The organism is Paraglaciecola mesophila (assembly GCF_009906955.1).
Classification (GTDB): Bacteria; Pseudomonadota; Gammaproteobacteria; order Enterobacterales; family Alteromonadaceae; genus Paraglaciecola; species Paraglaciecola mesophila_A.
In genome coordinates, this window is record NZ_CP047656.1 from 2,704,334 (window position 1) to 2,717,510 (window position 13,177).

A 13,177-nucleotide genomic window follows, 5' to 3' on the forward strand; every position below is an offset into this window, starting at 1 on the left:
AGCTAACAAGTGAACAAAGTTTGATGAACTGTTCTAGAGCCAACGGAAGAAACACATATGATAGAAGCAGAAACTAAAATCGTTGTACCGTTTCACGACATTGATGTCATGCGAATCGCTTGGCATGGTCATTATGTGAAGTACCTTGAAATCGCCCGTTGTGAGCTACTCGATAAAATTGAATATAACTTCCCCGAAATGGAAGCATCAGGTTACGCTTGGCCGGTAATAGATTTACATATTCGTTATGCATCGCCGTTAAATTTCGGCCAACAAGTCACGGTAAAATCTAAGATTATAGAATGGGAAAATCGCTTGAAAATTGCATATCAGATCGTGGATAAAGACTCTGGTAAGCGATTAACCAAGGCCACTACCACTCAAGTAGCCGTTGACATTCAAAGTAAAGAAATGCTGTTTGAGTCGCCTAAGGTGTTATTTGAAAAGCTAGGAATAAAGCCGTGAAATACCTATGGCTTTTGTTGTTTGTGCTTCTTCAACCTTTGTCTCCGTCACTTGCTCAATCGTTCGGTCAATTTGATGTAGCTCAATTAAATCAGCTTACCCTGTCTCCCGAGAAGTTATCAGGCCAGTTTAGCCAACAAAAGTACTTAGCTGACTTTGATATGCAATTAGCATCATCAGGCGAGTTTAACTATATAAAAAGCCAGTCAGTTAACTGGCATACCCTCGCCCCCATAGAAAACAAAATAGTCATGACGCCACAAAGCATCACCAGCGAGCAAGGTGGTACACAGATCATGCAGTTACAGGCTGATTCAAATCCAGTGGTCAGTGTGTTGAGTGATATTTTCTTTTCAGTGCTAACGTCTCAGTGGCAACAATTAGAAGTGTACTTTACCTTCAGTGGTGAGCTAGATGATGGCCAATGGCAAGTGGTTTTAACCCCTAAAGATAGCGCGATTTCACAGGCCATTAGCAACATAGAGTTACAAGGGGATGCTTACCTTCGTCAGCTCAAATTTATTGAACACAACGGTGACTATACCGATATCCGTTTTGTCAATTTGAGAACCAAACAGTGACAAGTACCCTGAAAAAAGTGGCATTACCATTATGGTTGCTATTGCTCGCAACCTTGTACTTTTGTGCGTTTAGCCAAGCCCCTAAATTTGACTCAAGCATTATGTCGCTGTTGCCTCATTCCCAGCAACAACCCACAGTTCAAACCGCAATAGATAAAACCTCGGCAAGCTTTTCGAATCAAATGCTGCTGTTAGTCACTGGTGACAATGACCTCCAAATCCAACAAACCTTACCCAACGTGGCTAAGGCATTCCAATCGCTCAATCAAGTCGACAAGGTTCAGTGGCGTGTGGATGACGACTTTCTAGCGCGTTTTCACCAAGAGTTGTTTCCGTACCGTTTTGCGCTGCTTAATAGCGAAAGTCGCCAAGCATTGAAAGACAAGCAGTTTGACCAATTTGAACAGCGTACTTTAGCGAAAGTATTTAGCCCACTATCGACTGATAAACTCGATCTTATCGAAGATCCTTTTGGTTTTTTTTCAAACTTGAGTCAGCAACAGAAGTCATCTGTAAATATTCAGTTCGTGCAATCCTTGTTGAAAGTTAGAAATACCGCGCAACCCACTTATTTGATATTGCTAACATTAAGTGGCGACCCTTATTCATTGGATGTGCAAAAATCGGTAATAGACACACTTAAAACACAGCAAAAACAACTTAAAGATATCGGCCTCACATTACACGCATCTGGAATGATATTGCATGCGGACGCGGGAGCGAAACAGGCTAAACATGAAATCTCTAGTATAGGTTTTGGCTCGCTAATGGGGATCGTCTTGGTGCTGCTACTAGTATTCCGCCAGGTCCCTCCCATTATTTTGATGCTGCTGCCGGTCGCCGTGGGCTGCATTACTGCAATTGCCGCCACTATTTTGCTATTTGGTAAGGTTCATTTAATCACGTTGGCGTTTGGCGCAGGCTTGGTCGGAGTCTCGATCGATTATGCTCTGCATTTTATATCAGAGAGGCGATACAACTCCGCCCAGAAGTGCCTGCCGTCCATTCTACCTGGTTTGGTTTTGGGGTTAATATCCAGTGTACTGGCCTACTCGGTACAAATTTTCGCGCCTTTCCCTGGGTTACAGCAAATGGCGGTATTTTCTGTCGTTGGACTCATATCCTCTTGGCTCACTGTCGTTTTACTGTTACCTGTGCTGACCCGAAGAAGCGTAGAAAAGCCTATCCCAATAGCGACGGTGCTGAGCGCTTGGCGTACCAAAGTACCTCGCTTTAAGTTGAATATAGTGACCTCAACACTTTTAATTTCTTTTGTTTCTGGCTCGCTGTTCTTCATCGCCAACGGTAATGTTCAGGATGATGTACGCTTACTGCAGACCTCTCCCCCTTCTCTGTTAGAACAAGAGAAGCAAATACAGCAGATGCTTGGTACCAGCAGCAGTACTCAGTTTATTTTAATCACCTGTGACTCGCTGGATATATGCATAGAAAACGAAACGTCATTAACTGAGCAGCTCCTCCCTCTAGTAAGCAACAATACACTCCCTCCTTTTCAAGCATTATCCGAGCATCTATCGTCGAACCAGGCTCAAGTTCAGAATTATCAACTCGTCTCACAGCTTTACCGCGCAAATCTGCCTTCTCTGTATACCAAATTAGGTCTAAACGAGTCTCAACAACAAAAAGCTAAATTTGCGTTTGAGCAAGCTAAAACCAATCAGCTCAGTGCGGAAAAATGGCAAGAGCTTGAAGTGAATGAAGGCTGGCGCGATCTTATCATTAGCAGTGAAGATAATAATAGTGCGACTGTGATCCGCTTCATGGGCTACCTAAATAGTAAGGCAAAACACCAATTAGAAAATATTATTTCGGCGTTTCCTAATGCACAATTGATTGATCAAGTAGCCAACATCTCAAACGTGTTGCAAACCTACCGAGTTCAGATTAGTCAGCTCGTGTTAGCTGCCTACTTGGCAGTATTACTTTTGCTCACATGGCGATACAGAATGGATGTGTGGCGAGTGGTTACCCCCCCTATTTTAGCGTCTTTGTTCACTCTTTCCGCTGTTACCTTAATCGAAGGAGGCGTGAATATCTTTCACCTATTAGGGTTGATTCTCGTGTTAGGGATTGGTTTGGATATGGGAATATTTATGACAGAGTCGACAAGCAACGAGCAGACCTGGCTAGCAGTTTCATTGTCTAGCTTAACCAGTTTACTTGCATTTGGCCTTTTAGCATGGAGCCAAACACCAGTATTGCACCATTTCGGTTTAACCGTTTTGATAGGCCTCTCTTTGGTGTGGCTAATGACCCCCACCATGTGTAGACACGATGAATAATAATAAAATTATGGAGTTATGTATCATTGAATGATCCAATTGAGCAATTCGACGTTGTCGTGATAGGAGCAGGTCCTGCAGGAGCGGTTTCCTCTTCCTTATTGAATCAAAAAGGTTACCGCATATTGGTGCTAGAAAAGCAGCACTTCCCTCGCTTTTCTATTGGCGAGAGTTTGCTACCTCAATGTATGACTTACTTAGAACAAGCCAACATGTTAGAGGCTGTTGAAGCTTCGGCCTTTCAGCATAAAAATGGAGCTGCTTTTAGCCGAGGTGAAGAATACGAATATTTTGACTTTAGGGAGAAATTTTCAGCGGGTTGGGGAACCACTTTTCAGGTTCAACGAGATAATTTCGATAAAATACTCGCCGACGAAGCGCAAAAACAAGGTGTGCAGATCCGTTATGGGCATAGTGTTATTGCCTGCGACCCATTTGCCGATAAGAGACAATTATCAGTACAAAGTGATAACGGTCAGCGCTATCAAGTACACGCAAAGTTTGTACTTGATGCCAGCGGCTTTGGTCGCGTATTGCCTAAGATGTTAAACCTAGAACAAGCATCTACGTTGACGCCGAGGCAATCAATTTTTACCCACATACAAGACAACATTGACCAGCCAGAATACGATCGTGATAAAATTCTTATCACGGTTCACCCATTACATCACGAGGTTTGGTATTGGTTGATCCCTTTTAGCAACGGTAGAGCCTCTTTAGGGGTAGTGGCCCCTACGGAACTGCTGGAAACCATGTTAGGTAGCCCCCTCGACAACTTGCAGGAATTAGTTTCTCAAGGTGGTAAGTTAGCGAATATTTTAAAGAATGCGCAATATGATACTCAAGTGCGAACTTTAGGTAGTTACTCTTGTAATGTGACAAGTTTGTATGGTGAGAATTATGCGCTATTGGGCAATGCTGGTGAGTTTTTAGATCCCATATTTTCTTCTGGTGTCACTATCGCTATGACTTCAGCGGGCCTTGCAGCATCCACAGTGCATAAACAATTATCAGGGGAGCAGCCTGATTGGGAAAGCGAATATGCTGAGCCATTAAAAACAGGGATCAAAACCTTTAAAGAGTTTGTCGAGGGTTGGTACGATCAACGTTTTCAAAATGTGGTTTTTTCTAAGACAAAAAGTGATGACATTACTCGGATGATCAGTTCTATTCTTGCAGGATACGCTTGGGATACCAAAAACCCTTACGTTAAAAATCCGTCTCGGTTATCCACTTTGGCGCAGTTATGTCAAGACGATTAGTATTATGCACATTGCTATTGGTAGCGCTTAATGCCTGTAGCCTAATCAAGCCATGGCATCAAAACGGGTTAGACCTGTATTTACTTGCCCCCCAACATGGCCCAACACCTGCGTTATATCAGCAGAAACTTAATCTCATTGCAAATGGGGATGAAAGGCAGGTATTAGTCGCACTTAAGATAGACACATCAAAAATTAAACTCAGAGCATTGCTTCCCACAGGGCAGTCTCTTTACTCAATAGAGTACGATGGGAAAACTATTTCCGAGCAAAATATAGCAAATGTAGCGCTACCGGCTGAAGAAATACTAGCTATGTTGCAGTTTGCGTTGTGGCCAAGCCACATATTATATAAAACTTATGATGCATCTGAGCATTGGCAGATTGAAGAAACACAGGAATACCGACTCTTGTCGTACAATGGTAAAAGCAAGTTACGCGTTGACTTTGTTTCTAAAGATACAATACATCTCACAAACTACTCTCATCAATATGAAGTTAACGTTGAGACCTTGGAGTATAAAAAATTGTGACGAAGAATCACTGTTATTTAAATGCGATGGGCATACTGTGCGCCGCAGGCAGCTCTGCGCAACAGATCAAAGAGAACATAAACTCAGGGATCTGTAATTTAACCTATTCCGATGCTTATCATCCCAATAAAGAATTTCCTTTGGGCATGGTTAATGATGTTTTACCTGAAATACCTCACATTGATAAAAAATGGCATAGCAGGAACAATCGTATGGCACTTGCCGTATTGCAGCAAATACGTACACAGGTAGACGATGCAATAAAGCGCCACGGAGCTCACCGAGTTGCCGTGATTATTGGTACGAGCACGTCTGGCATTGACGAGAGCGAGCAATCAATACAACAATGGTTATCAACCTCAATTGTGCCTGATAAATATGATTATGGGCTTCAAGAAATGGGGGCCCCGGCGCAGTTCATAGCGAATGAGCTAGGGACAACTGGACCGACCTACGGTATTTCAACCGCCTGTTCATCTGGTGCCAAAGCATTGGCAACCGCACGCAGATTGCTTCAAGCAGGGCTGTGTGACGCCGTTGTTGCGGGTGGCGTTGATACACTGTGCCGGTTAACCGTTCAAGGTTTTGATTCTCTGCAAGCAATCAGTACTGAACGCTGCAATCCTTTTAGCAACAATCGCAATGGTATTAATATTGGTGAAGGCGCAGCATTATTTCTTGTTAGTCAGCATTGTTCAGGAGTCGAGCTACTAGGCAGTGGCGAAAGCAGCGATGCTCATCATATATCAGCTCCAGAACCTAATGGTAAAGGTGCCATAAAATGCATGGAGGAAGCACTCGCAGACGCTCAAGTTGGTACTGATATGATTGATTATATCAACCTGCACGGCACAGCCACTGAATTAAACGACCAAATGGAATCACGAGCGATTGCCCATGTCTTTACTACTAATCCTCTATGCAGTTCCACCAAACCCTTTACTGGACATACCTTAGGCGCCGCTGGTGCCATTGAGGCAGGAATTTGCTGGATGATGTTTGACGATAACGCGCCCTCACAGTTTGTTCCTCAGCATGTATGGGACGCACAATCAGACGAACAATTACCATCGTTAAATCTAGCCTCACCGCTTTGCAACAACCACGCTTCAATTAACACGGTATTGAGTAATTCCTTTGCGTTCGGCGGAAATAATATTTCACTTATTTTGGGTCGTATACAATGAGCGAACACCTAAATCTAAACGATTTCGTGCCGCATACTGGCGAGATGAGTCTACTAGACCACATAATCGATTACGGCCAAGGCTGGTTACACGCCAGCGTTTTAATTACCGAACACTCAATATTTATTGAAGATCAGGGTGTGTCTGCCACTGTAGGTATCGAATACTTAGCCCAAGCCGTAGCAGCCTATTCTGGTAGCAAACCGCGAGCCTCCGGTGAAAAGCCAAAGTTGGGTTTTTTACTTGGTATTCGACGTTATGAATCATCTATAGATTATTTTCCGGTTGGTAGTCGAATCACACTAGAAGTAGAGTTAGAAATGGAAGCAGATAACGGTCTTCACGTCTTTCAGGGACGGTTATTTGGTAACGGTTTTGAAGCATCTGCTAGATTGAATGTTTTTCAGCCTGCAGATGCAGACGAATTCTTAAAAGGAGTACTGTAATGACACAGACCATTTTAGTTACTGGGTCAAGCCGAGGGATCGGCAAAGCGATAGCCCTTCGATTAGCCAATCAAGGGTTTGATATTGTGGTGCACTGTCGCGGAAATACCGCCTTAGCGGAACAAACCATAGAAGAAATCAAAGCGCTTGGTAGAGCAGCGAGGCTGCTGTGTTTTGATATTGCAAACAGAGAGCAGGCTAGAGAAGCTTTAGAGCATGATGTTGAACAATATGGTGCGTATTATGGTGTCGTGTGTAATGCAGCCATCGCCCGAGATAATGCCTTTCCAGCTATCACTGAAGAAGAATGGGATTTAGTCGTACATACAAATTTAGATGGTTTCTATAACGTACTACACCCGATTATCATGCCTATGATACGCCGAAGAAAACCCGGCCGTATAGTGACGCTTTCTTCGGTTTCGGGAGAGATGGGCAACCGAGGGCAAGTCAATTACAGTGCATCAAAAGCCGGTATTATTGGTGCGACAAAGGCGCTAGCAATCGAACTAGCGAAACGTAAAATTACCGTAAACTGTGTAGCTCCTGGCGTAATAGAAACAGATATGACGGAAGAATTACCCTTTGAAGAAGCAATGAAAATGATCCCTATGCAACGAATGGGCAAAGTAGAAGAAGTCGCCGCAGCAGTGGGCTTTTTAATGTCTGAAGACGCTTCTTATATCACCCGACAAGTTATATCTGTAAATGGTGGAATGTACTGATGAAAAGAGTTGTAGTAACAGGCATAGCCGGTTTTTCACCTATAGGCAACGACTGGGACAGTATTTTGAGCCGACTTCAATCCGGTAAAACCGGTATTGTCGCTATGCCTGAATGGGATAAATATGATGGATTAAATACCCGACTTGGCGCGCCAGTCGAGAGCTTTACTGTACCAAAGCATTATTCGCGTAAAGATCTTAGAAGCATGGGACGCGTCGCGCAGCTCGCCGTTGTCAGCACAGAAAACGCACTGATTGACGCAGGCTTACTCGGGCATGAAATATTACAAAGCGGCATGACTGGAGTCGCTTACGGCTCCTCTGCTGGTGACACTGGCGCCATCGCTGACTTTGGTAATATGCTTCTACATGATGATTGCGATGGGCTAAACGCAAACACCTATATCAAAATGATGTCCCATACCTCGCCGGTAAATATAGGTGTTTATTTCGGTCTCAAGGGCCGTGTTTATACCACATCTAGCGCTTGCACGTCAGCGAGCATGGGGATCGGGCAAGCATACGAAGCAATTAAATTCGGTCAGCAAACCGTTATGCTTGCAGGTGGCTGCGAACACTTATGCGCTACTGAAGCTGCCGTATTTGATACCCTATATGCCACAAGCACAATGAATGATACGCCTCAGTCTACACCCAGACCTTTCGATAGCGAGCGCGACGGCCTTGTTATTGGCGAAGGTGCATGTACTCTCGTATTAGAAGAATATGAACATGCTATTGAGCGAGGTGCTGAAATTTACGCAGAGCTCATTGGCTTTGCTACAAACTCAGACGGTAGCCATATCACCCAACCATCGTCTCAAACAATGGAAAAAGTAATACGTGAGTCACTAAAAGACGCAGGAATAAACCCCGAGCTAATTGGATATGTCAGTGCGCATGGAACAGCTACAAGTCGCGGTGACATAGCGGAAAGCCAGGCAACAGCAGCGGTATTTGGCAATAAAACCCCTATTAGCTCGCTGAAGAGTTATACGGGACATACGCTTGGCGCATGTGGTGCGCTAGAAGCATGGGTAGGGATTGAGATGATGCGAAATAATTGGTTTCACCCCACCGCAAATTTAGCAACAGTAGATGAAAACTGTGGCGATTTAGATTACATCAAAGGGGAAGGTCGAAGATTACATGTCGACTATATAATGAGCAATAATTTCGCATTCGGCGGGCTCAACACATCACTGATCTTCAAACGTTGGAATGGTAATACCAATATGTAATTTCCCACTCGGACCTCATCCAGTGGAGTTTGAACAAGAGATTGGTGCACAGTAATGGTTACATCTTTTCAGATATCGAAAGCGTAGCACAAACCCACTGCGGGGGATCCCCATCGAAATAAAGCAAACATCCTTAACAAGCTAGTCGTGATGTTTGCCCCTTCCGATTATGCTTTTTAATTAAGGGTTCCTCGCCCCCCCTGACGTCATATTGATACAGTTACATGAACCGTGCTATCAAACATATACATCAAAAAGCTACTACATCGTTGAATACGCGGCTGTCGCATGGGGGTGAAGGCGGAGGCTTTTGCGAAGCGCAGCTTTGCCCGACTGAACGACACGCCATGGATGGCGTGGCTGGCGTGCACACCAGGGACGGGTTGTTCCTCCGGTTTCACACAAAGAACTAGAGTCGAATGCCCTTGCTGATTTTTATTTCGCAGAAACGAAAAAAGCCCTGACCGTTTTTAGGTCAGGGCTTTTTCGTGTAATGGGAGTCTGGCGGTGTGCTACTCTCGCATGGGGAAACCCCATACTACCATCGCCGCTAATGCGTTTCACTTCTGAGTTCGAGATGGGATCAGGTGGGGCCGCATCGCTATGGCCGCCAGACATAAACTGTTATTTATCAAGCCTTAGCTCAATAAATTCAATATGTAAAAGCTGATGCCGCGCCTCGTAAGGTCTGGCTGTAATCATCGCTAAATCTCTTTAGTCTTACTCTTGATTAAATACTTGTCATACAAACAACACGCAAACTTATAAAAAGTCACTTGGGCGTTGTATGGTTAAGCCTCACGGGCAATTAGTACAGGTTAGCTTAACGCCTTGCAACGCTTCCACATCCTGCCTATCAACGTCGTAGTCTTCAACAACCCTTTAGGACAGTTAAACTGCCAGGGATGACTCATCTTGGGGCTCGCTTCCCGCTTAGATGCTTTCAGCGGTTATCGATTCCGAACGTAGCTACCGGGCAATGCTCTTGGCAAAACAACCCGAACACCAGCGGTTCGTCCACTCCGGTCCTCTCGTACTAGGAGCAGCTCCCCTCAATCATCCAACGCCCACACCAGATAGGGACCGAACTGTCTCACGACGTTCTAAACCCAGCTCGCGTACCACTTTAAATGGCGAACAGCCATACCCTTGGGACCGACTTCAGCCCCAGGATGTGATGAGCCGACATCGAGGTGCCAAACACCGCCGTCGATATGAACTCTTGGGCGGTATCAGCCTGTTATCCCCGGAGTACCTTTTATCCGTTGAGCGATGGCCCTTCCATACAGAACCACCGGATCACTATGACCTACTTTCGTACCTGCTCGACGTGTCTGTCTCGCAGTTAAGCTGGCTTATGCCATTGCACTAACCTCCTGATGTCCGACCAGGATTAGCCAACCTTCGTGCTCCTCCGTTACTCTTTGGGAGGAGACCGCCCCAGTCAAACTACCCACCAGGCACTGTCCGCATTCCCGATTAGGGAACAACGTTAGAACATCAAACGTACAAGGGTGGTATTTCAAGGATGACTCCACGCAAACTGGCGTTCACGCTTCAAAGTCTCCCACCTATCCTACACATGTAGGGTCAATGTTCAGTGCCAAGCTATAGTAAAGGTTCACGGGGTCTTTCCGTCTAGGTGCGGGTACACAGCATCTTCACTGCGATTTCAATTTCACTGAGTCTCGGGTGGAGACAGCGTGGCCATGGTTACACCATTCGTGCAGGTCGGAACTTACCCGACAAGGAATTTCGCTACCTTAGGACCGTTATAGTTACGGCCGCCGTTTACCGGGGCTTCGATCAAGAGCTTCGCTTGCGCTAACCCCATCAATTAACCTTCCGGCACCGGGCAGGTGTCACACCGTATACGTCATCTTTCGATTTAGCACAGTGCTGTGTTTTTAATAAACAGTCCCAGCCACCTTTTCACTGCGGCCGCCATTCGCTTAGAGAGCAAGTCTCATCACAAACAGCGGCGTACCTTCTCCCGAAGTTACGGTACGATTTTGCCGAGTTCCTTCACCCGAGTTCTCTCAAGCGCCTTAGTATTCTCTACCTGACCACCTGTGTCGGTTTGGGGTACGGTTCGATATATCATAAGTTTAGAGGCTTTTCCTGGAAGCAGGGTATTTGCAACTTCAACTCCGTAGAGTCTCGTCTCGTGTCTCAGGCATGTAGAAGTCCGGATTTACCTAAACTTCAACCCTACACACTTTCACATAGACAACCAACGCTATGCTTGCATAACCTTCTCCGTCCCCCCATCACTGATATACCAAGTACGGAAATATTAATCCGTTTCCCATCGACTACGCATTTCTGCCTCGCCTTAGGGGCCGACTTACCCTGCCCTGATTAGCATGGGACAGGAAACCTTGGTCTTCCGGCGTGCGGGTTTTTCACCCGCATTATCGTTACTCATGTCAGCATTCGCACTTGTGATATGTCCAGCAAACCTCTCAGTTCACCTTCAGCCACTTACACAACGCTCCCCTACCACGCATAGTAAACTATGCGTCCGCAGCTTCGGTATATTGCTTAGCCCCGTTACATCTTCCGCGCAGGCCGACTCGACTAGTGAGCTATTACGCTTTCTTTAAAGGGTGGCTGCTTCTAAGCCAACCTCCTAGCTGTCTTAGCCTTCCCACATCGTTTCCCACTTAGCAATAATTTTGGGACCTTAGCTGGCGGTCTGGGTTGTTTCCCTCTTCACGACGGACGTTAGCACCCGCCGTGTGTCTCCCGGATAGTACTCACTGGTATTCGGAGTTTGCAAAGGGTTGGTAAGTCGGGATGACCCCCTAGCCTTAACAGTGCTCTACCCCCAGTGGTATTCGTCCGAGGCGCTACCTAAATAGCTTTCGGGGAGAACCAGCTATCTCCCGGTTTGATTGGCCTTTCACCCCCAGCCACAAGTCATCCGCTAACTTTTCAACGTTAGTCGGTTCGGTCCTCCAGTTGATGTTACTCAACCTTCAACCTGCCCATGGCTAGATCACCGGGTTTCGGGTCTATACCTTGCAACTAAAACGCGCAGTTAACACTCGCTTTCGCTACGGCTCCCCTATTCGGTTAACCTTGCTACAAAATATAAGTCGCTGACCCATTATACAAAAGGTACGCAGTCACAGAACAAGTCTGCTCCCACTGCTTGTACGTATACGGTTTCAGGTTCTATTTCACTCCCCTCACAGGGGTTCTTTTCGCCTTTCCCTCACGGTACTAGTTCACTATCGGTCAGTTAGGAGTATTTAGCCTTGGAGGATGGTCCCCCCATATTCAGTCAAGATAACACGTGTCCCGACCTACTCGATTTCACTTAAAATTCGCGTTCGTGTACAGGGCTATCACCTTGTATCGCTGTGCTTTCCAACACATTCCACTCGCTTGTAATTAGCTTAAGGGCTAATCCCCGTTCGCTCGCCGCTACTAGGGGAATCTCGGTTGATTTCTTTTCCTAAGGGTACTTAGATGTTTCAGTTCCCCTCGTTTGCCTCATAACGCTATGTATTCACGTTACAATACCGCCGAAGCGGTGGGTTTCCCCATTCGGACATTTGTGGATCAAAGCATTTTGTCGGCTCCCCACAACTTTTCGCAGACTTACACGTCCTTCATCGCCTCTAACTGCCTAGGCATCCACCGTATACGCTTAGTCACTTAACCATACAACCCCAAATAACCTTCAATATTTGACGTATAGACTCAAGGTCTACTCTGTATGCGTGACAAGTATTCATTTTCAAATCAGATAGAGTAAGCTCTTAAAGAGTTCTCTTAGTTTTGATTACTTTTATCAGCTTTCCATATTGTTAAAGAACATTGTTTTCACAAACGTGAACAACAATTAAGGTTTAAAAAACCTTAATCAATAAACATTCAACTTAATGTGTATTGATTAAGGCTACTTAATCTTTTTGAGCAAAAATCACTTTCTTAGAAAGTGGTGGAGCTAAGCAGGATCGAACTGCTGACCTCCTGCGTGCAAGGCAGGCGCTCTCCCAGCTGAGCTATAGCCCCTCAATTTATTTTGAGGATTTTCATCTTCGGCCAGTTCGTATTTAGGCTAGGCGGAGACCGAGGACGTTTAGCCTGCTAAACGACGAGGTGTCCAACACCGCATAAATGCGAAATGGTAGGCTTGGGCAGACTTGAACTGCCGACCTCACCCTTATCAGGGGTGCGCTCTAACCAGCTGAGCTACAAGCCTTTCTTGCTTCTGCTCTTTGCCCTATGCTGCGCCTTTGTTTGTCTCTCACTCGGTTATGTACTGCTTGTACACGCCCTCGCTCGCTCCAAAGTCGGCTTGCCTAGAACAAACATCATCGCAATAAACGATGACTTAACAGCGCTAGAAATTGCTTGAATATCCCAAGCACTTCTTTTTTGCTCTTCTTTACTAACAACAAAACAATCTGTGTGAACACT

Annotated in this window: 9 protein-coding genes, 2 tRNA genes and 2 rRNA genes; 9 read left to right on the top strand and 4 right to left on the bottom strand. The window is 45.5% G+C overall.

What is annotated here, in order from left to right:
* The first annotated feature begins 57 nt into the window (after nucleotides 1-57).
* Genes FX988_RS11550 through FX988_RS11590 form a run of 9 tightly spaced genes read left to right on the top strand, consistent with a single transcriptional unit; the run spans nucleotide 58 to nucleotide 8,743 of the window.
* Entirely contained in the window at nucleotides 58-465 is a 408-nt protein-coding gene (locus FX988_RS11550; RefSeq protein ID WP_160179989.1) for an acyl-CoA thioesterase, read from the top strand.
* Nucleotides 462-1,046, top strand: a complete 585-nt coding sequence (locus FX988_RS11555; RefSeq protein WP_160179991.1) for an outer membrane lipoprotein carrier protein LolA — start codon at nucleotides 462-464, stop codon at nucleotides 1,044-1,046. The genes FX988_RS11550 and FX988_RS11555 overlap by 4 nt, the downstream gene beginning before the upstream one ends.
* A complete protein-coding gene (locus FX988_RS11560; protein WP_160179993.1) occupies nucleotides 1,043-3,349 on the top strand; it encodes an MMPL family transporter in 2,307 nt (768 codons plus the stop codon). The genes FX988_RS11555 and FX988_RS11560 overlap by 4 nt, the downstream gene beginning before the upstream one ends.
* A 26-nt stretch (nucleotides 3,350-3,375) precedes the next feature.
* A complete protein-coding gene (locus FX988_RS11565) occupies nucleotides 3,376-4,611 on the top strand; it encodes an NAD(P)/FAD-dependent oxidoreductase (protein WP_160179994.1) in 1,236 nt (411 codons plus the stop codon).
* Nucleotides 4,596-5,144, top strand: a complete 549-nt coding sequence (locus tag FX988_RS11570; protein WP_160179996.1) for a DUF3261 domain-containing protein — start codon at nucleotides 4,596-4,598, stop codon at nucleotides 5,142-5,144. The genes FX988_RS11565 and FX988_RS11570 overlap by 16 nt, the downstream gene beginning before the upstream one ends.
* On the top strand, nucleotides 5,141-6,331 hold the full coding sequence (locus tag FX988_RS11575) for a beta-ketoacyl-[acyl-carrier-protein] synthase family protein (protein WP_160179998.1): 1,191 nt from the start codon (nucleotides 5,141-5,143) through the stop codon (nucleotides 6,329-6,331). Before FX988_RS11570 ends, FX988_RS11575 begins: the two co-directional genes overlap by 4 nt.
* Nucleotides 6,328-6,777: a hypothetical protein gene (locus FX988_RS11580; RefSeq protein WP_160180000.1), complete on the top strand. Its 450-nt coding sequence runs from the start codon at nucleotides 6,328-6,330 to the stop codon at nucleotides 6,775-6,777. The genes FX988_RS11575 and FX988_RS11580 overlap by 4 nt, the downstream gene beginning before the upstream one ends.
* Complete coding sequence (locus FX988_RS11585) at nucleotides 6,777-7,502, top strand: 3-ketoacyl-ACP reductase FabG2 (RefSeq protein WP_160180002.1); 726 nt, start codon at nucleotides 6,777-6,779, stop codon at nucleotides 7,500-7,502. The genes FX988_RS11580 and FX988_RS11585 overlap by 1 nt, the downstream gene beginning before the upstream one ends.
* Nucleotides 7,502-8,743, top strand: coding sequence for a beta-ketoacyl-ACP synthase (locus FX988_RS11590; protein WP_160180003.1), 1,242 nt, complete (start codon nucleotides 7,502-7,504; stop codon nucleotides 8,741-8,743). Before FX988_RS11585 ends, FX988_RS11590 begins: the two co-directional genes overlap by 1 nt.
* Nucleotides 8,744-9,242: 499 nt before the next feature.
* Here the strand turns inward: FX988_RS11590 and rrf are convergent.
* The 4 genes from rrf to FX988_RS11610 form a co-directional block, all read right to left on the bottom strand.
* A 5S ribosomal RNA gene (gene rrf, locus FX988_RS11595) occupies nucleotides 9,243-9,358 on the bottom strand.
* A 172-nt stretch (nucleotides 9,359-9,530) separates the two neighbouring features.
* Nucleotides 9,531-12,415, bottom strand: a 23S ribosomal RNA gene (locus FX988_RS11600).
* Nucleotides 12,416-12,693: 278 nt separating this feature from the next.
* Nucleotides 12,694-12,769, bottom strand: a tRNA-Ala gene (locus FX988_RS11605).
* Nucleotides 12,770-12,882: 113 nt separating this feature from the next.
* Nucleotides 12,883-12,959, bottom strand: a tRNA-Ile gene (locus FX988_RS11610).
* Nucleotides 12,960-13,177: the final 218 nt, after the last annotated feature.